General features: G+C 38.9%; 25 protein-coding genes and 1 riboswitch. Of the genes, 10 read left to right on the top strand and 15 right to left on the bottom strand.

Translation table 11 applies throughout. The features are described 5' to 3' along the window. Positions 1 to 135 precede the first annotated feature (135 nt). The 6 genes from ACZ42C_RS00985 (at position 136) to ACZ42C_RS00960 (ending at position 4,566) form a co-directional block, all read left to right on the top strand. Positions 136 to 714 carry a hypothetical protein gene (locus ACZ42C_RS00985; RefSeq protein WP_464891285.1) on the top strand — a complete coding sequence of 193 codons (579 nt, stop codon included), beginning with the start codon at positions 136 to 138 and terminating at the stop codon, positions 712 to 714. Between the two features lie 86 nt (positions 715 to 800). Further along, complete coding sequence (locus tag ACZ42C_RS00980) at positions 801 to 2,087, top strand: DDE-type integrase/transposase/recombinase (RefSeq protein ID WP_461183789.1); 1,287 nt, start codon at positions 801 to 803, stop codon at positions 2,085 to 2,087. Next, positions 2,080 to 2,880, top strand: a complete 801-nt coding sequence (locus tag ACZ42C_RS00975; protein WP_461183788.1) for an ExeA family protein — start codon at positions 2,080 to 2,082, stop codon at positions 2,878 to 2,880. The genes ACZ42C_RS00980 and ACZ42C_RS00975 overlap by 8 nt, the downstream gene beginning before the upstream one ends. Then, positions 2,877 to 3,143, top strand: a complete 267-nt coding sequence (locus tag ACZ42C_RS00970) for a hypothetical protein (RefSeq protein ID WP_461183787.1) — start codon at positions 2,877 to 2,879, stop codon at positions 3,141 to 3,143. Before ACZ42C_RS00975 ends, ACZ42C_RS00970 begins: the two co-directional genes overlap by 4 nt. Before the next feature lie 359 nt (positions 3,144 to 3,502). Beyond that, positions 3,503 to 3,853: a VOC family protein gene (locus tag ACZ42C_RS00965; RefSeq protein WP_461183791.1), complete on the top strand. Its 351-nt coding sequence runs from the start codon at positions 3,503 to 3,505 to the stop codon at positions 3,851 to 3,853. Positions 3,854 to 4,152: 299 nt separating this feature from the next. After that, a complete protein-coding gene (locus ACZ42C_RS00960; RefSeq protein WP_461183792.1) occupies positions 4,153 to 4,566 on the top strand; it encodes a hypothetical protein in 414 nt (137 codons plus the stop codon). Positions 4,567 to 4,922: 356 nt separating this feature from the next. Here the strand turns inward: ACZ42C_RS00960 and ACZ42C_RS00955 are convergent, their stop codons facing one another. From ACZ42C_RS00955 to ACZ42C_RS00935, 5 genes are all read right to left on the bottom strand, one after another. Then, complete coding sequence (locus ACZ42C_RS00955; RefSeq protein ID WP_461183793.1) at positions 4,923 to 5,315, bottom strand: hypothetical protein; 393 nt, start codon at positions 5,313 to 5,315, stop codon at positions 4,923 to 4,925. A gap of 121 nt (positions 5,316 to 5,436) precedes the next feature. After that, on the bottom strand, positions 5,437 to 5,862 hold the full coding sequence (locus ACZ42C_RS00950) for a hypothetical protein (RefSeq protein WP_461183794.1): 426 nt from the start codon (positions 5,860 to 5,862) through the stop codon (positions 5,437 to 5,439). Between the two features lie 166 nt (positions 5,863 to 6,028). Then, on the bottom strand, positions 6,029 to 6,799 hold the full coding sequence (gene istB / locus ACZ42C_RS00945; RefSeq protein WP_441163746.1) for an IS21-like element helper ATPase IstB: 771 nt from the start codon (positions 6,797 to 6,799) through the stop codon (positions 6,029 to 6,031). Next, a complete protein-coding gene (istA, locus tag ACZ42C_RS00940) occupies positions 6,796 to 8,382 on the bottom strand; it encodes an IS21 family transposase (RefSeq protein ID WP_464891314.1) in 1,587 nt (528 codons plus the stop codon). The genes istB and istA overlap by 4 nt, the downstream gene beginning before the upstream one ends. A 172-nt stretch (positions 8,383 to 8,554) precedes the next feature. After that, positions 8,555 to 8,884 (bottom strand): hypothetical protein, encoded by a 330-nt coding sequence (locus tag ACZ42C_RS00935; protein ID WP_461183839.1) that lies wholly within the window; start codon positions 8,882 to 8,884, stop codon positions 8,555 to 8,557. Between the two features lie 187 nt (positions 8,885 to 9,071). Here ACZ42C_RS00935 and ACZ42C_RS00930 point away from each other — a divergent pair, with 187 nt between their 5' ends. Further along, complete coding sequence (locus ACZ42C_RS00930; protein ID WP_464891313.1) at positions 9,072 to 10,253, top strand: IS256 family transposase; 1,182 nt, start codon at positions 9,072 to 9,074, stop codon at positions 10,251 to 10,253. Positions 10,254 to 10,619: 366 nt separating this feature from the next. On the opposite strand, the gene ACZ42C_RS00925 is transcribed toward ACZ42C_RS00930, so the two are convergent. From ACZ42C_RS00925 to ACZ42C_RS00910, 4 genes are all read right to left on the bottom strand, one after another. Continuing rightward, positions 10,620 to 11,129 (bottom strand): hypothetical protein, encoded by a 510-nt coding sequence (locus ACZ42C_RS00925; protein ID WP_461182884.1) that lies wholly within the window; start codon positions 11,127 to 11,129, stop codon positions 10,620 to 10,622. A 246-nt stretch (positions 11,130 to 11,375) separates the two neighbouring features. Then, positions 11,376 to 12,146, bottom strand: coding sequence for an enoyl-CoA hydratase (locus ACZ42C_RS00920; protein ID WP_461182885.1), 771 nt, complete (start codon positions 12,144 to 12,146; stop codon positions 11,376 to 11,378). Positions 12,147 to 12,350: 204 nt separating this feature from the next. Beyond that, positions 12,351 to 13,385, bottom strand: a complete 1,035-nt coding sequence (locus ACZ42C_RS00915; protein ID WP_461182886.1) for an Rpn family recombination-promoting nuclease/putative transposase — start codon at positions 13,383 to 13,385, stop codon at positions 12,351 to 12,353. A gap of 184 nt (positions 13,386 to 13,569) precedes the next feature. Further along, entirely contained in the window at positions 13,570 to 13,929 is a 360-nt protein-coding gene (locus tag ACZ42C_RS00910; RefSeq protein WP_461182887.1) for a YlbF/YmcA family competence regulator, read from the bottom strand. A gap of 135 nt (positions 13,930 to 14,064) precedes the next feature. Between ACZ42C_RS00910 and ACZ42C_RS00905 the strand changes: the two genes are divergently transcribed. The 3 genes from ACZ42C_RS00905 (at position 14,065) to ACZ42C_RS00895 (ending at position 16,384) form a co-directional block, all read left to right on the top strand. After that, positions 14,065 to 14,967: a PucR family transcriptional regulator gene (locus tag ACZ42C_RS00905; protein ID WP_461182888.1), complete on the top strand. Its 903-nt coding sequence runs from the start codon at positions 14,065 to 14,067 to the stop codon at positions 14,965 to 14,967. An 85-nt stretch (positions 14,968 to 15,052) separates the two neighbouring features. Beyond that, complete coding sequence (locus ACZ42C_RS00900; RefSeq protein ID WP_461182889.1) at positions 15,053 to 16,150, top strand: ABC transporter ATP-binding protein; 1,098 nt, start codon at positions 15,053 to 15,055, stop codon at positions 16,148 to 16,150. Between the two features lie 135 nt (positions 16,151 to 16,285). After that, positions 16,286 to 16,384 carry a putative holin-like toxin gene (locus tag ACZ42C_RS00895; protein WP_461182890.1) on the top strand — a complete coding sequence of 33 codons (99 nt, stop codon included), beginning with the start codon at positions 16,286 to 16,288 and terminating at the stop codon, positions 16,382 to 16,384. 387 nt (positions 16,385 to 16,771) lie between these two features. On the opposite strand, the gene ACZ42C_RS00890 is transcribed toward ACZ42C_RS00895, so the two are convergent. The 6 genes from ACZ42C_RS00890 to ACZ42C_RS00865 all read right to left on the bottom strand — a co-directional run bounded on the left by ACZ42C_RS00890 (position 16,772) and on the right by ACZ42C_RS00865 (position 21,597). Then, a complete protein-coding gene (locus ACZ42C_RS00890; RefSeq protein ID WP_461182892.1) occupies positions 16,772 to 16,942 on the bottom strand; it encodes a hypothetical protein in 171 nt (56 codons plus the stop codon). Positions 16,943 to 17,167: 225 nt separating this feature from the next. Continuing rightward, positions 17,168 to 18,052 carry a MetQ/NlpA family ABC transporter substrate-binding protein gene (locus ACZ42C_RS00885; RefSeq protein ID WP_461182893.1) on the bottom strand — a complete coding sequence of 295 codons (885 nt, stop codon included), beginning with the start codon at positions 18,050 to 18,052 and terminating at the stop codon, positions 17,168 to 17,170. A gap of 308 nt (positions 18,053 to 18,360) precedes the next feature. Continuing rightward, a complete protein-coding gene (locus ACZ42C_RS00880) occupies positions 18,361 to 19,029 on the bottom strand; it encodes a methionine ABC transporter permease (protein WP_461182894.1) in 669 nt (222 codons plus the stop codon). Then, complete coding sequence (locus tag ACZ42C_RS00875) at positions 19,019 to 20,050, bottom strand: methionine ABC transporter ATP-binding protein (protein ID WP_461182895.1); 1,032 nt, start codon at positions 20,048 to 20,050, stop codon at positions 19,019 to 19,021. The genes ACZ42C_RS00880 and ACZ42C_RS00875 overlap by 11 nt, the downstream gene beginning before the upstream one ends. 87 nt (positions 20,051 to 20,137) lie before the next feature. Beyond that, positions 20,138 to 20,247, bottom strand: a riboswitch (SAM riboswitch). Between the two features lie 364 nt (positions 20,248 to 20,611). After that, positions 20,612 to 21,178, bottom strand: coding sequence for a Uma2 family endonuclease (locus ACZ42C_RS00870; RefSeq protein ID WP_461182896.1), 567 nt, complete (start codon positions 21,176 to 21,178; stop codon positions 20,612 to 20,614). Positions 21,179 to 21,282: 104 nt separating this feature from the next. Continuing rightward, positions 21,283 to 21,597: a thioredoxin family protein gene (locus ACZ42C_RS00865; protein ID WP_461182897.1), complete on the bottom strand. Its 315-nt coding sequence runs from the start codon at positions 21,595 to 21,597 to the stop codon at positions 21,283 to 21,285. Between the last annotated feature and the right edge of the window lie 21 nt (positions 21,598 to 21,618).

Genomic DNA, 21,618 nt, shown 5'->3' with positions numbered 1-21,618 from the left:
CTTGGACAATTGATGTAAAACGTCACTTTATTCCCTCCGAAATAGGGGCATTCTATTCAAATTCCTCCAGATTAATTATTTACTTCCCTGAAGTAATGTGCTAAATTTTTTGCATATTATAAGGGGGAGTTTTTTATGATGATACCACATTATTTTGGAAAAAGTCTTAAAGGTTATGCTTTAGAGGGGAAAGATAATGATTTCCCAAGGTATGAAAGGTGTCCCGGCTGTAATTGTATTGCTGAGGGCAACCTGCACCGTAACGGATATTATTTTCGTTATGGAATTGATAGGGAGGCAGATCAGTGTATACCGATATGTCGAATGAGATGTTTGGCTTGTAAGGTAAACATTTCTATTCTTCCTGAGTTTCTTATTCCGTATTTTCAACATACCTTGGATACGGTCATTCATAATATACACCGTATCATTGATGGGGAGAAATTGGATGGTTGTCGCCAGCAGTTTGCCCAGCACTTCAAGCGTTTTAAAGAAAGGCTACCTTGGATACATAGTTTTTTTGTGGACGAGGGGCATCAATTAGGGTTTTCCCGGGACATAAAAAAAGAAGCCCAAAAATACGTGAAAATGATCCTGGATTTAGGCGAATCCACCTTCTTTCGAAGGTCCTGGGGTCATTTGTCATCATATTTTATGGGCAAATTAATTTTACCATATTTATCGCCTGAAAAAAATAAAATCAGTCCCACATAAATATTGCCTATGAATCTCTTGTCGGAAAAGGTAGAATAAAAGCAATGGATAACCGGTTGTCCTTCTATTCAAAGGAGGAAAAATTCATGAATGAAAAAACACGGGAAGAAATTGCTTTATTTCGCTATGGCCTGATTGCCCCGCTTTTCAATGGGCAAAGGGAGCCAAAGGAATATTTTCAGGAATTGGAGGGGAAAGTTCACCAGGTTCCTTACTACGGGGAACGAAAAATTGCGGCTAAGACGATGCAGGAATGGCTTCTTCATTATCGGAGAAATGGGTTTGAAGCATTAAAGCCCAAAAGACGGGCAGATCGCGGGAATTCTCGCCGACTCTCTCCCGATGATAAGGATCACATTCTCAAAATAAGAAAAGAAGAATTTTTTCACATGCCGGTCAGTGTGTTTTACGAACAGCTGATTAACCGCGGAGAGGTTCATAAACATGAGGTATCCTATTCGACCATTAACCGATTACTCAAAAAACATAACCTGGCCGGAAGGAATCACATGAGCTTTCACCCGGAAAAAGAACGGAAGCGTTTTGCCTATGACAAAGTCAATGTGCTATGGCAGGCAGACCTGTCACATGGACCATATATACCCATCGATGGGAAGATGAAGAAAACCTTTCTAATCGCCTATATCGATGATTGTTCCAGGATCGTGCCATATGCCGAATTTTTCTCTTCCGAGAAGTTTGATGGATTAAGAGAAGTGACAAAAGAAGCGCTAGTGCGACGTGGAAAGCCAACCATGATTTATGCGGACAACGGAAAGATTTATAGATCAGAAACGCTGCAGTATGCCTGTGCGGAGTTGGGGATCACACTGGTGCATACGCAACCATACGATCCAAAAAGCAAAGGGAAAATAGAAAGACTATTCAAAACAATACAAACACGGTTTTATCCGTTATTAAAAAGTGATCCGGCTCATTCTCTGGAAGAATTAAATAAAAGATTTGGGCGGTGGCTGGAGGAGGATTACCACCGAAAGCCACACGCCTCACTTGATGGAGAATCACCCCATCAAATATTTCATTCACAGTTAGATCATATCACATTTTTAGATGATCTATCCATATTAGAAACAATTTTTTTAAAAAAAGCAGAGAGAAAAGTGAAATTGGATGGAACGATTACGTTAGAAAAGCAATTATATGAGGTTCCCGCTGCATATATTGGGCAAAAGATTGAACTTCGACTTGATGATCAAGCAGTTTATGTATTTGAGGATGGAAAGCAAGTGGCTGAAGCTATTCCGGTTTCCATGGGAGATAACGCGCACGTCAAACGAGGGCCATTACCATCTCCGTTCGCTGTCACGGATACAACAGATGAAGATGAAGGGGAGGAAACGGCTCATGTATAAATCCTTTTATTCACTGGCAAAAACCCCATTTCTCAAGGATGTGAAACATGCCGACGCTTTTGAATCCACTATTTATCAAGAAGCGTTAAACGGGTTGTCATATTTACAAAAGTCCAAAGGCATTGGTTTAATTATTGGTGATCCGGGTGCCGGGAAAACATTTACACTGCGTTCATTTAAGGAGTCACTTAATCCGGCGTTATATCATGTGGTCTATTTTCCATTGTCTACCGGAGGTGTAATGGATTTTTACCGGGGACTCGCTTATGGTTTGGGGGAAGAACCAAAGTTTCGTAAAGTAGATTTGTTTCGCCAGATTCAATCAGGAATTGAACAAATGGCGCAGGAACGTAAAGTTACCCCTGTTTTTATACTGGATGAGATGCATATGGCAAAAGATGCTTTTTTACAGGATTTGGCAATACTTTTTAATTTTCAGATGGATTCATCGAATCCATTTATTCTCATATTGGCCGGACTACCACATTTAAAAACACGACTGAATTTGAATCATCACCGGCCATTGGCTCAACGAATCATTATGAAGTATCAAATTCAACCATTAAGTAAAGAGGATGTGTATGCGTATATAGAGCACCATTTAGAACTGGCAGGATCCAGAATGCCGATTTTCAGTTCCACCGCCCTGGAAGCAATCGCTTTGCGATCACAAGGCTGGCCGCGTGTCATCAATACATTAACAATGAACTGCCTTTTGTACGGGGCACAACAGAAGAAAGAACAAATTGATGAGGAAATCGTCCGTCTGGCAGCTGAGGAAAGGGCTTTATGATGGTTGAAGGTATTATGATTTTTCATATGGGTTTCTGGAAAATATGGATTGATCAAGAGGAGTACGTAGCGTACGAAGGATTGCCTATAGAAATAAAGATACAGAATCATTATGTGAAAGTTAATATAGGAAAAGATTATACTGAATACAATTCGTGGTTTGTGGAGTTTACTGAAGATGTTGCTTTTAATCTTCGGGAGTTTGAGGCTTATAAAGTAAGAGTAGTGTCCATAAATTTATTGAAAGAAGAGGATGTCCTTTAAGAGGCATCCTTTTTTCATAAAAAAACAGAAGAGAAATAAAGTGATTATTTATTGCCAAAGCTGGAATAAAGTGGGAAAAATAGCACATTACTTCAGATATTCCACTGTATTAATTTGAAATTAGGGACCTGAGATAATGTGCTAGTTTACACAATTGAGTTAAAAACAATCTGCGGTTGTACTATACTTTACGAAAGAAAATATAAAACTTCATACCTTTCAAACGCTTTCATTCACGTATCCAGGAGATGAACGAACAATCCAGTTACGGAGCTGAGGTTGCCTCAAACTGAGATATTAAATAAATCTCTAATTGGAAAATAGAACTTCATTATAAAATATACAGGGGGGCGAGGAACATGAGCGTTCTTTTCAGGGTTGAATTGTATGTAAAAGACATCGAAAAATCTTTAAAATTTTACCAGGACATTATCGGATTGGAACTGTATGGCAGGGGTAAACGGGGCGCACGTTTCAATTATGATTGTTTTTCATTGTTACTGACGTCTGATTCAGCTTTGGAAGACAACCATTACTTTAACAATAAGGTTAAAACTGACAAAAAAGGAAATGGTTTTGAACTAATTATCGTTGTAGATGAATTGGAAAAAGTGTACCAACGATGCCTTGACAACAATTATCCCATTGAGGTTGACGTGGAAAAATACCCATGGGATATGAGAGGTTTTAAATCAATCTCTAAGTGTTGAAGCTTATCCAGTCATTCATCCAATTGGTCAGGAAACTTTCTCATTATATGCAGCATTCCCCACTGGCGTATTTGAATATGCTATAGACATTGACCGTGCTGCTTCACTCATAAAAGAAAAAAATATTAAACCAGTAACGTTCTCTCCATCAAGTATTATTGATTCTGTTGACCCAGGAAACATAAATAAAGAGCCAGATCAGATAAAACCAAATCATAAAAATCCTGTAATGATACTTCAAAGTCACTATCCAGTAACAGAATATATTGTTCAAAACATACTATACAAGGGGGGGTTATATGAAAAATATACTTAGTATGCTATTCATTTTGATTTTTATTCCAGCCTGCACAAGTGATGAACCAACAGTTTACGATTCGGAAGGAGAAAGTGAATCATGGAGAGGTACTTTACTGATTAAAGAAGCGGAGCCATCTGATGAAGCAAATGAAGAGCAAGTTGGTTGGGAATTTGAATACTTGGGGGATAATCCAGATACTGTCCATTCAATAGAACTTACTTACCCAACAGACTCCAGTATTGCACAAATAACGATTCCCTATGAACAATTATCTGACATCAACACAATCAATGACACATTACCTGACCAAAGGTTTTTATCACGAATATATATCAATGAAGAGGTTGATTTTGAGATTAGTTGGGTCAGCGAAAATAAGGAAAAGATAGAAACTATTGTTTTTAGTTTTTAAGAGTGTTACTTGGATAGTAAAATTTTTGTGAATGAATTTAACTGGTGTTAGTTGAAGAACAAGTAATATTAAATCAGAGCTTGGATTTCCAAGCTCTTTTCCCCTCCCAAGTAGATGACCTCATTTTAATTAAATTCTTTCGAGGTTCGTCCTAATCGCTGAGCTGGTGTTAGTGATTTTTTTATCTGAAGTTTTGAATTGAATGGTAGACAGAAATTATAATAGGTTCTCAAAATGTGGTAGCGTACTAAGAGTATTTAGGATTAAAGTAAAATGTTGATATTGATATTAGTTGAAAAGTTGAACTCCCCTAAATTATCGGATTATTTAACTAACTCTCTTTATCTTTAATTAGTTTAAGAGTGTTCAACAAGAGCACTTAATGAACCAGCTATTTTAAACGGTACTTTTTCATTTTCTTCAACTACACTTCCATCAAAGTCAATCTCCAAATCACCAGCTTCAATACCCTCTTTGAGTACAAACGGAATTGAAAATTCTTTTGTTTCAGTAGATTTAATTTTGAGGTCTTCCATAAATTTAAACGTTTCTCTTTCAGCATTACTGTTATTTGAATTTATCACATCCAAGGGGTAGCTTATTTTCAAAGAAAGGTTTTCTAAATCATAGCCAGTTTCATTTGTTATTTTGATTGTATTAGATTGTAATTCATCGTTTGAATTAGTATTGACTTCAAAAATAATATTTTCATCATCAAATGCCTCTGTTTTTTCTGAACAGCCAACCATCACACCAAGAATTATTATTATACAAAATAAAACTGTATTTTTTTCATGTTTACTCCATACATTCTCTATGAAGAATTTTAGGTTCTCACTTTAAAAATTCATTACCTACTGAAAGACCTTTTCACTCAACTACTTCCATGATAACTTTTTCAGCGTATGAATCGAATTCATCTTTCCATTCCATGTCAATCGCCACGTCGTAATCATATTCATAAGCATGATAAAAACGATGGTTAAACAATTCAACAGAAACTTCTTCCTCTTCCAACACCTCTTGAGGGGACCCAAATGCACTGTCACTCCATGGCCGTTCAATAAAAAAACTATAGGATTCAACATCTTCATAATCGCCAGGATACGTTAATGTGATTGTGGCTTTTTCAAAATGTTCATCCGTTTCTTCCAATAGTTCAACAAAAATTGAAGCCTCCCAATGATCTGAGTCCCCTTCATATAAAACCTGGTCTGATTCCTCTTCATTTGATTGACATCCGACCAAAAAGGAATTCATAAGAAACCCAGCCGTTAACAAAAGAAATACTCGCAATTAATTCACTCCTCTGTTTCTAGTCCTTAGACAGGCTTAAAAACCTTGTAAGTATGTAAACTACAAATAATGATTTACAGAGAATACTCAAATATAGTATCACCTTTTTTATTTAACCCAAATATCTCTTTGTAACCGTCAAGTGAAAATGGACACTTTTTGCTAATTAATTCTGGACACTTTTTTCCATAAAAATGGAAGAACGATGTTTCATCCGATAACTGTCATCATTTTGAAAATGAAGTACTTCTGCACGGTGTAAAAGTCTGTCCAGGATGGCTGTTGTTAGTCCGGGATCTCCTAATAATTCTCCCCATTCATTCGGCCCTTTATTTGATGTTAATATCACGGAAGCCTTGTCATAAAGGTCGTTGATCAGGTGAAAAAATAGATTTGCTTCCCGTGTATCCATGGCCATGAACATTAAGTCATCAATGATGACGAGATTGGCGCCCCGGATGCGTTTCATCCTTGTCTGGGACTTTCTTGTAACTTCCTCCGTCTTTAACGTATGAATAAGTTGACCCATGGATATGAAGGCAACCTTATAACCCTGATGGATTGCTTCTATTCCCAATCCCGTTGCCAAGTGAGTTTTCCCCACGCCCGGAGGGCCCAAAATAATTAAATTGTACAGCTGGTCCAGCCATGTAAACTCGGTTAGTTGCTGGAGCTGTTTCTTGCTTAAGGATTGTTGTTCATCCAACTCAAACGCCTCTATCGTTTTGTAAGTAGGGAATGCTGCCCATTTCAAACGTTTTTCAATTTGTTTCTCTTCGCGGCGTTTCTGTTCATATGCAGTTAGATGATGTAAGAAAGTCCGGTATGTCCAATCTTCTGATTCAGCTTGCTGAATCAGAGAAGGCAAATGTGCTGCCGTCTCTGATAGCCTTAAAGAACGAAGTTGTTGTTGTAACTGTTCAAGAGAATATTTCATACCGTTACACCTTCTTTTAACACATTTAGATAACGATCCAATTCCCTTGTCTCTGCCTTTGTGTTTAATAATGCCGGATCAACGTAATGCAGTGTTTTGATTTCCTCACTTGCAGCTGTTTGGTCGGAATCGGATGGATGCTGCCGCTGAACGAATGCCACCACATCACGAAACTCTGTTGCGCTGTACAATCCGCGCTTTACACATTCTGATAACGCTTCGTTTCGGATGGCTTGATCCACCGACTGAGAAGCTTTTAATACCATCTTTAACTGATCTCTCACATAACGCGGATATCTTTGATGAATCTCCTCCAGGAAAGCCGTGGCTGTTTCCTTATCCTCAAACCCTTCGGAAACAGTGGCAATATAAGCTGGAATGCCTTTGGAACGATCCCGCATATGTTGGGTAGCCTGTATAAGTTTCCCTTTTTCAGTAGAAATGAGATGATCTGCAATAATCGGCCCATCCGATTGCTCTCGTATAACTAAACGGTTTCCATCTGTTACCTCGATAATGACCACTTTATTTTTTTCATAGGTACCAAGAGGAACCGAGTAGCGATTGGATTCATACATAATCGTATTGTCCTTTCGCACCGTTCTTGTTATACTTGAGGCAATACTTGTTATATGAATTTCTTTGGTGACTGGTCTGAGGTGTTGCTTCTCTAATTTGAACACTTCAGCCGGTCTCTTTTTTGTTGTATTATGCACGTTCCCATTTCCTGTTCTCTCCAGCCATGCTAAGCAATCATCATTCCATTTGTCTATGTGTTGAAATACTCGGTTTCTGGCGAAGTTTTTCTTTACAAAGCCAACCACATTTTCAATTCTCCCTTTGCTCTCCGGATCGGCTTTCCTACAGATAAAAAATTTAAGTTTACGCTCATCGCGGTAAGCCTGGAACTCACTTGTCAGTATTAAATCACCTGCATTCTCACTCACCACGAGCAGGGAATCCTGGTCATAGACAAGTTCATAGGGGATGCCGCCATAATACTGAAATACATGTTCATGCGCTTGAATCACATCTTTTGTGGTAAATGGCCTGTCCAACCACTCTACATATTTATATCTGGAGTGCGAAAGCACGAAACTGATAAAGTATAGCTTGATTACCTTTCCTTGAGACGTTTTCTGTTTTGTTTCCCCAAAATCAACTTGCGCCTGTTCGCCCATTGGCGGATCAGGAATAGCTTGATAGACACGTTTAGGCTCTGTTTTAGGAATATCATACTTATTTCTAAGGTCTTTGACATAACTTCTCACTGTGCTGTCTCCAACGACTAACTTGGGAAATCTCTCCTTCAGCCAGTCATGGATCTGTGATGCCGATAGGTCAGGATGTTCACTAAGCCACGTGTGAATGAGCATTTCATATGGATCCAATTTCCTGGCTCGCGTTTTGGTGGATGCCATCCACTCCGTAATTTCCTCCGGTGACTTCTCCAGGTATTTATACACTGTTGTCCTTGATACTCCAAGCTTTCTGGCAATTCGCCGTATCTTAAATCCCTGTTCTTTTAATTGCTTGATCTTCATGTACATTTCTAGAATTTCCACCTTTTCTCTTTCCCCCATTACATATAATCAACATAAATGATTATATCCTAATGAAGCGAATTTTTATTGGGCAACGGCCGCCGCGATGCATTTGAGAGATGCTGCCCCTCCCCGGGGCAGCATCTCTCAAATGCAAATACTCCCCCAAAAAAGTGTCCATTCTTATCTAGCAGAAATGGTCTATTATAGTTTAGCAGTTACACTCTTGTACGGAGGTTTCGTTTCCAACCTCGTAATCAATGAATAATGTTTGATTGTCACCTAATTTCATTATTTTTTGTATGTTATTATCATAGTTAATTCTAATTTCAGCAATTTCTTTATTGTTAATGTAACCAGCTGTTATCATAAAGTGTTGCTCAACATCATCTCTAGAAACAACCGCCAGATTGTGCTTAGTAAAAGGAACATCAGTATCCACTGTAGCTAGATCAATCTCAAGAACTTCCCATTCATCTTCAAGCATTGATGAATAAGCAATTCCTTGATGTAGACCACCTTTATCGTTAAATGAAAACACAGCAAATGCTTCACTGTCATTAAACAGGACTTCTGATATGTGTATTTGTTCAACATTATTCTTTTGGCTTACTTCGTTTGTAATCCTTTCGATGACGTAAAATAGTTTGTGTAAATTATTTGAGACAAAAAACGAGGTAGGGTACCCTCGGAATTGGCTAAAATTCTAAGAGAGGAGAAACCCTACCATGTCTCATAGTATAACCAATAATGACTTTATGAATCAACTTGACACACTTGTTCGTGACTTTGTCAAAGAGCACCTGGAAACCATTATGAAAGAAGAAATGGAACAGTTTTTTAAGGTGGAGCACCCTGAACTGAAACAGGTGAAAAACGGGTACTACACACGCACTCTCGACACCAAGCACGGTCATATCGATGACCTTGCTGTTCCGCGTGATCGCAACGGTGAATTTAAGACGGAGTTGTTTGATCCTTACCAGCGCCGTGACCAATGGGTTGGAGAAACGGTCACGAGAATGTACCAGAAAGGCATCAGCACCCGTGAAATCGGTCAAATGATCGAGCACATGTTGGGTTCTGCTTATTCGGCAACAACGGTAAGCAATATAACGGATGTCACACTGGAAAATATCGAATCATGGCAAGAGCGCAAGCTGCAGAAACGCTATTCGGTTCTTTATCTTGATGGAACCTATCTCAAGCTGCGTCGCGATGACGTTGATAACGAAGTCGTCTACCTGGTCATTGGCATCACCGAAGATGGTTATCGCGAGATTCTCGGTTTCTATGTCGGCGGCCAAGAAAGTTCACTCGGTTGGAAAGAAATCCTTCTTGACCTTTACAAGCGTGGTGCCGAGGAAGTGCTGCTTGGTGTATTTGACGGCCTGCCTGGTTTAGAAGACGCAATGAAAGAAGTTTATCCAAAGGCTGATGTGCAACGCTGTGTCGTTCACAAAATCCGAAATGCCATAAATGCCGTGCGCAAAAAAGACCAAACGGCCGTTGCCGAGGATCTAAAGCCCATTTACGAGGCAAGTACAAGAGAAGAAGCCAAAAAGCAATTCCAGACTTTTAAACATGCTTGGGAGGCTAAGCATCCTAAAATCGTCAAATCGTGGGAGAAAGACTTAGATGTGCTTCTGACGTTTTTAAATTACCCGTCATCCATCCAGCGCATGATCTACACGACAAACATCATTGAGCGAACGATGAAGGAAATCAAAAAACGTACCAAGACGATGAACAGCCTGCCCAGCGAAAAGGCGGCAGAGAAAGTGGTTTATCTCCAATCCATTGACTACAATCAAAAATGGGCAGAACGGAAACTGCGAGGCTTTGCGAGTGCTTATCAACCGCTTCAAGACATGTTTGAAGCAAGATATGGAAAAACAAGCAAAGTGTAACCGGGAGAATTTTCAGACATCATCCCCCGGGTACCCGGGGGATGATGTCTGCTCCCCCACCAATTCTGTGGAATACCCTATTAAAATTTACACATACTTCTTGACGGAACCATCCTTTCAATTAGTTCTTGTTCTGTATGGCTATAAGCTTTATTTACCTTTTGTTCAGAACGTTGATTATCTTGACAAGCAACAATTTATAGTACAGGAATAAAAATAATAAAGATTTTATAAATATTTTCGTTTTTCGATTCATATTTACCACCTTTACAACTTAGTATTTTATTACTTTTTTTAATTTTGGCCTTTATACTTGAGATGTAACAGATGGAACTGCAATAGATGAACCTAAAATAGATCCTGCATTTACAGGTCACTGAATTGAGGTGGACTTTCAAAAAATCCATTTAACTCTTCTATCGAAATAGGGTTTTTCATACTAGAATGATCCTCAAATAAAACACTCTGAAGATATGAAAGTTGCTCTTTTAAAAGTATTAAATACTCTTCTTCTTCTTCCGTTAAACTACCATCTTTTGCATAAGTGCCGAAATGTTGTGTAGAAAAATAAGTTACAAATTTAATATCCTCTGACAAAAAGTGATGTGCAGAATAAAATAGCACCTCTAACCTATTAAAGATCGTGTCAATATGATTAAGATATGCATGTACATCTCCGTGTCGCGTTGAATTTACAGAAAGAGCTTGATTCATTCGAACTTGCACATTGTTTAATTCTGTATCGAGTTGAATGATGAAATTTTCATATTTGTTTTGATTAACACTAGTTTCATAAATATTGAGGGAAATAAGAATAAAAGAGCACATGAAAAAGAGCACAATAAATTTCTTTAGAGGTACATCATACTTATACACATTACCACCTCAAAAATTAGTTACAGTTACTACTATTTTATCACACTTTTTGAACGTGGAAAAACAGATGGTGATTGGAAGGTACAAACGGGAGTCGAATAAAAAAGTTTGGGGATAATCATGACTTGTTTAGAGGCGGCTTCCGTCAACAATGTACAGGTCAAGTTAATAAAAAACAGCACCGATGAAAAAGATAATTTCTCCATCGGTGTTGTTCATTTTAAAACAGACTAATGCTTTCCTATACTACTTCCCTCTAAACACCGGCTTCCGTTTCTCAAGAAAAGCCGCCACACCTTCCTTATGATCTTCCGTACCGCGAAGCTCCCACTGGGCCTTTTTCTCTTCTTCCAGGTAGTAAATTAAATCTTTTTCTTTTGCAGCATGATAGATTTGCTTTGTTTTCAGCATTGCTATTATTGGTGTAGTCAGCAGCTTATCGGCAAATCCTTTTGCATAATCGCCTACTTTTTCATCCGTGGTCATGTCCACAAGACCCATTTGTTTGGCTTTTATACCTTTTACCTGTTTCAAACCCCATGTGAATTCTTTCGCTTTCTGTGTGCCGATTCTTTCCTGCAGCCAGAAATGGCCGCCTCCATCCGGTCCGAGTCCAATGCCGATAAACAACATGCCGAGCTTGGCGTCATTTTGTGCAATAACGTAATCTGCACTTAGTGCCAGACTGAGACCAAGTCCCACAGCTGAACCCTGGATTGCCGAAACAACAATTTTGGGCATCATGTATAACTTTAAGGCAATTTTACCAATGGTATCCATGACTTCATCAAAAAATTTCTTCTCGGAAAAATCCTTCATCATGGAAATGTCCCCGCCTGCACAAAAGGCATTTCCTTCACCGGAAAGGATTAAAATCTTATCCTCGCTTTTTTCAGCTTCTTCAACCGCTTTCAGTAAGTCCACCAGCATTTCTTTATTTAATGCATTATACCGTTCCGGACGGTTGAAATGAATGTACGAAATATTATTTTGTCTATTAAACGAAACCAAACTCATTGCTGATCCCCCTTGTAAAATATCGCTCCTAACATATTTCGACATTTAATGAAGAAATCCTGCTTAGAACTTAATATTTAAAGTTTCTCTGGTCCACTTTAGAGGCAGTTATCAATCAGATCAAATCATACATTACTTGGATATATGAAGAAGGAGCATACTCCCAGTTGAGCATGCTCCTTCTTCATATATTTGATACAGGGGTTACTTCTGCATATCCCGTTGCATATCAACAACTTTCTGCTTTGCCAGTCCGGTGGAATCTGCAACGTTTTCAATCTCCATGCCTTTTTCCAACAGCCGACGGGCAATGCTTTCTGCCTTTTGTTGCTCTGCTTTTCTTTCTGCTTCCTGTATTCGCAATTCAGCTTCACGCTTTGCTGCTTCTTCATCCATAATACGTCTTAACCTGGCATCATAATATTGCCGTTGTTCCTGTTCCATGCTCAATTCCTCCCAGTTTTGAAAGACATCCCTTAATGATTCATCTTCCAAAGCGATCTCTTCCAATTCTTGATAAATATCCTCGTAGACCTTCCCATTTCTCGAATCTACCATACCAAGCAGCAAGAGCCATTTTGCAAGTGCATTATTCCATGGATCCAATCTATCCTCTTTCCAGTGCTTTATTAACTTTCCCATTTCAAGGAAATGAAACTCCATTACATTTGTCAATTTGAATTGCTCTTCATCTTCATACAAATGATAGGAAGTATGGAATCGTTCTGTTTGCTCAAACAAATCGAAGTTCAGAATATTAATTGCAATTATCGGTCGCAATTCTGTGTATCCCATTCCTTTTTGCAGCGGTTCTGTATATACCTTGGACCAGTAATAAAGAGATCGTTTAACCATATTATATTGATTTGTGAACTGAATTTCCACATTAACCAGTTTATCGTCTTCTGTCTTTACCAATAGGTCCAACCTTGACTGTTTATCATCCACATATTCTCTGCCAAATTCTACATTCTCAAATAAAATATCTTTAATCCGGTTTCTTTCCGTTTTCTGTAAAATTGCATTCAGAAAAACTACGGTAATATCTTTATTCTTCTCATTGCCAAAAAACTGTTTGAACGCATAATCCACTTTGAGATCCATGAGCTTCTTAAGGGAGATGCGTTTTAGTAATCTTAGCCTGGGTTTTCCTTTAAGATATTCATTTCGGTTTTCCTTTACTGAAATCATTGCAGTGTAATTAGAGGCTCTTTGATAGTACGGGGTAACCAATTCCATTTTAACACTTCCTTGTTTTATTGTGAGGACTAAACGGGGAGTATTTCTAGTTAGAATATATCAAAATCAATAAACACAAACAAGTGTTTCGTTGCAATTATATATATATATATCTTAGAGACCGTAAAAAATCCCGGAATCAATAAAACCCGCAGTCCTATGCCTGCGAGTCTCTATGTAAAAACTATTCAGATGTCTGTTCGTCTGTTCCGTACAATTCTTCCAGTGGTTTCGTGATAATACGGCTTATATCGTTAATGACCATGTTCAAACGCTGTTCTTCTTCCATCAGCTTGGAAATATCTTCATGCTGCTGAACCAGTTCCACAACCTGCCTGGCCTGATCCACTTCTTCCTCTGAAATATCTTCACCCTGCATTTGTTTTTCCTGCAGTTCCATTTGAACATGACGGAAACGATCAAACATCTGCTTTGCCTGCGGATCATTCATTACTGCTTCGAAAGCGGTTTTCAAATTATGAAATTCATCACTCTCACGGATTGCTTTTTCCAAATCATATGCACTATCATACATATTAGGCATATATAAAATCCTCCTCTAAATTACAACTTTTATTACCCATCAACTATAACAAACTGAGGATGCCATGTATAGCAAGAAGGGAAAGGCAATATTTTCTCTTTTTTCAGTACGTTTAAAGAAATGGAGCTGCCAATTATGATGATTCATCTGAAAAAAATTTTTCCCTCCCTGATACGTTATCATGAAAAATCACCGGACATATCTGATGCCTATCAATGGTTTGTTACAGACAACGGGGAGATTATCGGAATACAAAAAAATGAATTAACACCAAAAGATATGAAACTGCTTACTGCTTTTTTATCGCCATATAACAACAAAATGCCGATTCCCACAAAAGCAGAAAAGTATTGGCTTGACCTGCTGCATGATGATTCAGGCGGAAATATTGCCGGCGACACTAAGCAAACTCCATTCCGGTTTGTTTATTTTTCAATTAAGAAAAACCAGATCCCCGCTCCTGCTTTTAAAGCAGCTATTCATGAATTATTTGCCGAACCTGTTCCGATTCTTTGGGAAAATGAGCATGAAGGAATAATGGTGGACGAGTTAAAATTACAGCCGGACGAAAGAATTTCCTATGAACAGATTATTGATATTTTAATGAGTGATTTGAATGGTGCGATTCATTTCTATGTCGGTGCCTATATGGATGATTTATACAACGTAAAAGATTACTATACTTCCATCATTCAGGGGGCAAAAAGTGTCTTCGCTTATACAAGTAAGTCTGTAATAACCTATGCGGAAGCTGTTCCTTTTATGTTAATGGATCAGACGGAAGGCAGTTTTAAACAATTACTGGCATCTACAATATTAAAGGAATTTGCAGATGAGGAAGATTTTCTCCATATGCTGCAAACCTTCATAGGCTGCAATTTAAACATCACACTAACAGCAAAAGAATTATATATGCACCGGAACACCCTCCAGTACAGACTGGACAAATTCCAGGAAAAAACCGGCATGGATGTCCGCGAATTCCATCAGGCTTTCACCGTATATTTAGCATTACTCGCCAACATGCACAAAGAATAACATCAGCTTTGTGCATGTTTACCATTTTCATAGATTCCTCGTTTCTATACAATGAACGTAACATGTATAGAGATGGGGGAAAAGAATGGCTGAATTACGATTGGAAAATATTAAGAAAGTGTATGACAAAGATGTACTGGCAGTGGATGATTTCAATTTACATATTAAGGACAAGGAATTTATTGTATTTGTCGGTCCATCCGGTTGCGGTAAATCGACCACACTAAGAATGATTGCCGGTCTGGAGGAAATTACAGAAGGTGAATTTTATATTGATGATAAAAAAATGAACCAGGTGGCGCCGAAAGACCGGGATATCGCAATGGTTTTTCAAAATTATGCGTTATATCCGCACATGAATGTCTATGATAATATGGCTTTTGGTCTCAAGCTCCGTAAATTTAAAAAAGACGAGATTAAAGAACGGGTGGATAATGCAGCGGAAATTTTAGGATTAAAAGAATACCTGGACCGTAAACCAAAAGCGCTTTCCGGCGGGCAGCGCCAGCGTGTTGCTTTGGGAAGAGCCATCGTGCGCGATGCAAAAGTATTTTTAATGGATGAACCATTGTCCAACCTGGATGCCAAATTACGGGTACAGATGCGTGCAGAGATTCAAAAGCTTCACCAGCGCCTGCAGACAACAACGATCTATGTAACCCATGACCAGACGGAAGCAATGACGATGGCCACCAGACTTGTCGTGATGAAAGACGGCATTATCCAGCAGGTTGGTGCGCCGAAAGAAGTATATGATGCGCCGGAAAATGTATTTGTCGGCGGATTTATCGGATCTCCTTCCATGAACTTTTTCTCAGGTAAACTAACAGATGGTCTGTTTGATCTGGGGAACGTAAAAATTAAAGTTCCAGAAGACAAATTGAAGTTATTGAAGGATCAGAATTACGAAGGGAAAGATCTTATTTTAGGTGTCCGGCCTGAGGATATCCATGATGATACTGAATTTCTCGAAGCGAATCCTGGTTCAACCGTCACCGCAACCATTGATGTGGCAGAATTAATGGGAGCGGAATCCTACCTCTATTCTAAAATAGATGAGCAGGATTTTGTAGCCCGGGTTGATTCCCGCACCGACGTTTCAGGAGGCAAGCAAGTGAACCTGGCCTTTGACATGACAAACGCGCATTTCTTTGATGCGGATACGGAGGATCGCATTAGATAAATATACTGATGCTAATGGTAAGCTTGGGTCTGTATTAAATATGGAAGTCAGTTTTATATTCATATAGTATAATAAAAGAACAGTAGCTCTCATGGATGGGTTGGCATCACCTCCGTATAAAAGGAGGTGGTGTCGATGACAGTATTTCAAACGCTAATATTGATGATTGCTTTTTCCAGCTTGATCGTAACCGTACGGTCATTTCATCAAAAAAATAATCCACCCCTGAGTTGAAGACTCTGGTGGATTATTTTTGCCAAACGCCAATCCCCTTGCAGGAAATCAAGCTATTTTTGTGGATCGTTAGCGTATTAGCGCTGACGATCTTGTCATTATTATATTTACTTCTACTTATAATATACCGTATTTTAATCAAAGTTAAAACATTTTATTATTTGACAGGTGTCATCTAATTAACTTCAATCATATAACTTGATTCATTATAATAGGTTTCCGTTACACTTCCGGTAAGATCCCAGTCTGAAAAATAATATGTAAAAATATATATTCCTATTGCAAGCCCAATAATCAATATGATGATATAAGCTGCATTCTTTTTCATTAACTCTTTTCAGATGCAAAAAAAACTGATGCCCACCCGGGAGCATCAGTTTTTTTAGATTATCTTTGAATTTGACTATCAATATCCGTAGTTAAATGCTTACATGCTTCATATTCTTTTTCTCTTCTTTTCTCCACATCAAGGCGTTTATCCAGCTTTCTTTCATACTCTGCAAACCCCATTTTATGGGACTGCTGCATTGCCTTTTCCATTTCCTGCGTGTGATTCACGCGTATGCCACTATGAATAGTGAACCATCCTTTCGTTTTCTGTCCATAACAAGGTTATCACAAGGACGATTCCCTCTACAATGTAGATTTAAACGTATCTCATACGATTACACAACATATTATTGATTGTGACATTTATTGTTATAGTCATTCATAAACATTTGGCTAATTTCTCGCGTATAATATACCATGCTTTCAATTTGCAGAGAAATAATCCACCACTGATTAGTTGTTTCCTCCAACCGGAACAACTGCTCCATCATAGTTTTCCAAAATAAAATTCTGGATTTCCTCTGATTGCAATACTTCCACCAGCTTATTCAAAGTCTCATCCTCCAAGTCCTCAGCACGCACACCAATCACATTCACATATGGAGAATCTTCCCCTTCAATAAACAATGCGTCCTCAAGCGGATTAAGGTCGGCATCAATCGCATAGTTAGTATTGATGGCTACCAGCGCATCTTCTTCGGCAAAATATTGCTCAGGCAGTAATGCAGGATCTACATCCGGTGAAAAAGTCAGATTATGCGGATTGTCTTCAATATCATCCAGAGAAAGTTCCTCAGGATCAGTGCCTTCCGGAAGTGTAATCAGACCTTCTGACTCAAATAATGCCAAAATACGACCGTGGTCTGCTACAGAATTACTAATAATTACCTCTGCCCCGTCTGGAATCTCATCCACACTTGCTATTCCCTGGGAATAAACACCCATCGGCTCAACATGAATGCCATCAATATAATCCAATTCATACCCTGTATCACTAACCGTCTGTTCTAAATAGGGGATATGCTGAAAATAGTTTGCATCCAGTTCTCCACTTGCCAAGTCATCATTTGGAAAGACATAATCCTGATACTCTTCAATATTTAATGTAATACCTTCTTCTTCAAGCAGGGGTTGCGCTTCTTCAAGGATTTCTGCATGTGGTGTACTGGAGGCGCCTATGGTAATTTCCACAGGTTCTGTTTCTTCAGTTGCCTCATCTTCGGTTGTATCCGCATCATCAGCTGCGCCATTTTCCGTGGTGTCATTCTCGGAATCTCCTCCACAGGCAGCCAGGAATAATATTAATAGAACAGATAAAAATACTAGTATTTTTTTCATAAGTCATTCTTCTCCTTTGATGTGTTTTTTATGATAAATAGGATTCACCTAATTATTCATTATTCAACATACTATAAAACTTGTAAGCTTTGGATAATTTGGCAAAGGTATTTAGCCACGTCCAGCTCCAATGCCCAGCGATAGCGGGTCTTTACGGTGGGGCGAGGAACGACTGTACCGCAGTCCCAGACTTCCTTCACCTCCGTCCGATTGGTCAACATCGACTCCTTTCGTTGTCGTGTTTCCTTTATCTCCTGCGGCTCAGTCCACTCTATACGTCGCTAAACGGGCATTTCCACCTTTAGTCTCTAACGTTTATCCAGTTTTTTCGTAATGAAATCACCGATAAACTGGAACAGAAACACGATGATTACGATCAAAATGGTAGAAACAAGCACGATGTCCCAGTCCCTGCGCTGGAAGCCAAAGTAATAAGCATAGTTTCCAAGTCCTCCTGCTCCGATGGCACCGGCCATAGCAGTATAGCCGATTAAGGCAATGGCTGTCACCGTTAAGCCTGAAACAAGTGCAGGCATGGATTCGGGGAGCAGCACTTTAAATATAATGGTGGAAGTTTTTGCCCCCATGGATTTTGCTGCCTCAATGACACCTTTATCCACTTCCTTTAAAGCAATTTCCACGAGTCTCCCATAAAACGGTGCCGACCCGATGATCAATGCCGGCAAAGCAGCAGTGGGCCCGCGAAGGGTTCCTACCAGTAAATTAGTAAATGGAAATAATAACAAAATCAAAATAATAAATGGAATTGCCCGAAATACGTTTACAATAGTAGCTGTAATCATATTTAAATACTTGTTTTGCCAAATTCCGCCTTTATTTGTCATATATAACAGTAAACCAAGCATAATCCCGAGAACGAGCGTACCTGCCAGTGCAACAATGGTCATATAAAGTGTTTCATAAGTTGCTTCAATCAAGTCCTGGGCATCCAGATTGGAAAAGAAATTATCCATCATATCCGACATCCTCCATTTCCACAGAGGTATCTTCCTGAATAAAACGGGCAGCCTTATTTATTTCTTCTTCATTTCCTTCCAGCTGTACAATTAAAGTTCCATATGCGCCAGCCTGGGTTTGCGTAATTTTCCCCTGCAAAATATTAATTTCAATATCAAATTGCTTGGCCAGTTGGCTGATCAAGGCCTGATTGGTTGTTTCACCGACAAAATGGAGACGGACGACTTTGCCTGTTTCATATGTTTGAAGCAGGTAGTCCATGCTCTCATCCTCATCATTTGTCCCCATGACCTGTTCCACAAATTTCTTTGTCACCAATTGCTTTGGCTTGGAGAAAACATCGAGCACATCACCCTGCTCGACAATTTTTCCATTTTCCATCACCGCCACCCGGTTACAGATTTTACGAATAACATGCATTTCATGGGTAATCAATATAATCGTTAAATCAAGCTTCTCATTAATATCCACGAGCAGATCCAGAATGGAATTGGTCGTTTCCGGATCAAGTGCAGAAGTCGCCTCATCACACAGCAATACTTTTGGGTCATTTGCCAAAGCTCTGGCTATGCCGACCCGCTGCTTTTGCCCGCCGCTCAGTTGGGAAGGATATGCTTCTTCCCTGCCGGAAAGACCAACCAAATTGATAAGGTTTTGTACTTTTTCTTTGCGCTCTGCTTTGGAAATCCCGGCTATTTCCAGCGGAAAAGCAATATTATCCTCCACTGTCCGGGACCAAAGCAGATTGAAATGTTGAAAAATCATGCCAATATCCTGTCTGGCAAGGCATAACTCTTTACTGTTTAATGCAGTGATTTCCTTTTCGCCCATGACTACCCGTCCGCCGGTAGGCTCCTCCAGACGGTTAAGCAAGCGGACAAACGTACTTTTTCCCGCCCCGCTGTAGCCAATGACACCAAAGATTTCACCTTCATGAATCGAAAGGGTCAAATCATCTACAGCCGTTATTTTTTTCTTATTTGAAGCAAATACTTTACTCAACCCTTCGATGGATATCACAGTAATCCCCCTAACTTATCTCGGCCAAAAAATCAAAAACGCCTTTCTGCCGGAGAACAGAAAGACGCAATAATCGGTCTTTACGTTCTCTCATCTGTCAAAGCGATTGCTTTGCAGGAATTGGCACCTTTCAAATTCAGGATTTGAAGGTTGCCGCGGGTTCACAGGGCCAGCCCCTCCACCGCTCAGGATAAGAGATGAACATTTTATTTCGGATGATAAATAGTATAATAGCACTATTCCTTATAAGTGTCAATCAGTAGTTGTTGTCGTAAAAATAAATAAATTTGTACATCCAATCCCAGTAATTATTGCACAGGATTTTATATTAGGTTACGCTAAACAATATTTAATCTTCTTCGCTCTTTAGTATGGGAATCGAAGTTAGAATAGGAGATTTTATTTGGAGAAGCGGGCATGATAACATCGAATGCGTGAGCCAACATTCCTTAATGCTTGGCGGCTTGGCTCATAATTCATGCCCGCAGAGGCTCCATGTCAAATCGACTTTGATTCTACTTTCTGACTGTACTCTCAACACTAAATAGCGGAGAGCCATATTTAATCTTTAAAAATATTTGCAATATCCACCTTGAAACCTTCAAGAAATTTAGAGGTGATTTCTCCAGTATTTGTTTTTATGTCATGCTGCTCATACATTTTGTCATCATTAAGCGTGTATACAGTTATGGTACCCAGCATCGGATTAACAATCCAATACTCTTCTACACCATAGTTCATATAGATATTTAATTTTGTAATCAAATCATGTGATTGATTGGACTTGCTGAGAATTTCCACAATCAGATTTGGCACCCCGACATATCTGGCATCCGTAAAACCAGCCTTGTCACAAATTATACTAATGTCGGGAATGACAACTTTGGAATCTTCTATTTCTTCGCTTTTTAATTCAATGTCATATGGCGCATGAAATAATTCACATGACTTACCTTCAAGAAAAACGCCAAACTTGGCTTCCAGTTTTCTGGTTATACGTTGATGTTTGGTAGAAGGAGATGGCGACATGTAAATAAACCCATCAATATATTCCAATAAAGCATCAGAGTTTTCCCGTATTTGAAAGTATTCTTCAATGGAAACTGAATCACTTCGGTATTGATTCATTTTATTTCCCTCACTTTTTATCTGCTGATTTTATTTTACCACGATTTGTAACCGTCTACAGCAGAAATTAAAAAAAGGTATAGGGATTTTTTAGACAATACCTGCTAATTCTTCGCAAACATCTCCGGTCTGTACTCATATAAATACGTATAAATATTGGGGATTGAATAAAAGGTATACACTTTTTCTTGTATCTTGCCGTCTCTTTTGATAAGCAGGCAAGGCACGCTTTCTATCTTTTTTTCCTGCATGAATTCCGGGTAAAAAGAGGCGTTCATTTCATGAAAAACATCCTCCTGATGGACAGATTCAATTTTTTCCAGCATGGATCTGGCTAGATTGCATGTACCGCAAAAAGGGGTATAAATATATAATAAATAATCATTCTGTTCCAGTTCCTCTAATGTTGCTTGTTTCAAAAAAATCACCTTTGCTTTTAA

It is taken from the genome of Virgibacillus kimchii, assembly GCF_055379185.1.
Note: the sequence above shows the minus strand (reverse complement) of the source record. Positions and strands in the feature narration are given on the sequence as shown.

Coding starts and splice junctions, on each gene's coding strand:
- ACZ42C_RS00985 (WP_464891285.1), top strand. CDS start 136: ATGATGATACCACATTATTTTGGAAAAAGTCTTAAAGGTTATGCTTTA.
- ACZ42C_RS00980 (WP_461183789.1), top strand. CDS start 801: ATGAATGAAAAAACACGGGAAGAAATTGCTTTATTTCGCTATGGCCTG.
- ACZ42C_RS00975 (WP_461183788.1), top strand. CDS start 2,080: ATGTATAAATCCTTTTATTCACTGGCAAAAACCCCATTTCTCAAGGAT.
- ACZ42C_RS00970 (WP_461183787.1), top strand. CDS start 2,877: ATGATGGTTGAAGGTATTATGATTTTTCATATGGGTTTCTGGAAAATA.
- ACZ42C_RS00965 (WP_461183791.1), top strand. CDS start 3,503: ATGAGCGTTCTTTTCAGGGTTGAATTGTATGTAAAAGACATCGAAAAA.
- ACZ42C_RS00960 (WP_461183792.1), top strand. CDS start 4,153: ATGAAAAATATACTTAGTATGCTATTCATTTTGATTTTTATTCCAGCC.
- ACZ42C_RS00955 (WP_461183793.1), bottom strand. CDS start 5,315: ATGGTTGGCTGTTCAGAAAAAACAGAGGCATTTGATGATGAAAATATT.
- istB (WP_441163746.1), bottom strand. CDS start 6,799: ATGAAATATTCTCTTGAACAGTTACAACAACAACTTCGTTCTTTAAGG.
- istA (WP_464891314.1), bottom strand. CDS start 8,382: ATGGGGGAAAGAGAAAAGGTGGAAATTCTAGAAATGTACATGAAGATC.
- ACZ42C_RS00930 (WP_464891313.1), top strand. CDS start 9,072: ATGTCTCATAGTATAACCAATAATGACTTTATGAATCAACTTGACACA.
- ACZ42C_RS00920 (WP_461182885.1), bottom strand. CDS start 12,146: ATGAGTTTGGTTTCGTTTAATAGACAAAATAATATTTCGTACATTCAT.
- ACZ42C_RS00915 (WP_461182886.1), bottom strand. CDS start 13,385: ATGGAATTGGTTACCCCGTACTATCAAAGAGCCTCTAATTACACTGCA.
- ACZ42C_RS00910 (WP_461182887.1), bottom strand. CDS start 13,929: ATGCCTAATATGTATGATAGTGCATATGATTTGGAAAAAGCAATCCGT.
- ACZ42C_RS00905 (WP_461182888.1), top strand. CDS start 14,065: ATGATGATTCATCTGAAAAAAATTTTTCCCTCCCTGATACGTTATCAT.
- ACZ42C_RS00900 (WP_461182889.1), top strand. CDS start 15,053: ATGGCTGAATTACGATTGGAAAATATTAAGAAAGTGTATGACAAAGAT.
- ACZ42C_RS00895 (WP_461182890.1), top strand. CDS start 16,286: ATGACAGTATTTCAAACGCTAATATTGATGATTGCTTTTTCCAGCTTG.
- ACZ42C_RS00885 (WP_461182893.1), bottom strand. CDS start 18,052: ATGAAAAAAATACTAGTATTTTTATCTGTTCTATTAATATTATTCCTG.
- ACZ42C_RS00880 (WP_461182894.1), bottom strand. CDS start 19,029: ATGATGGATAATTTCTTTTCCAATCTGGATGCCCAGGACTTGATTGAA.
- ACZ42C_RS00870 (WP_461182896.1), bottom strand. CDS start 21,178: ATGAATCAATACCGAAGTGATTCAGTTTCCATTGAAGAATACTTTCAA.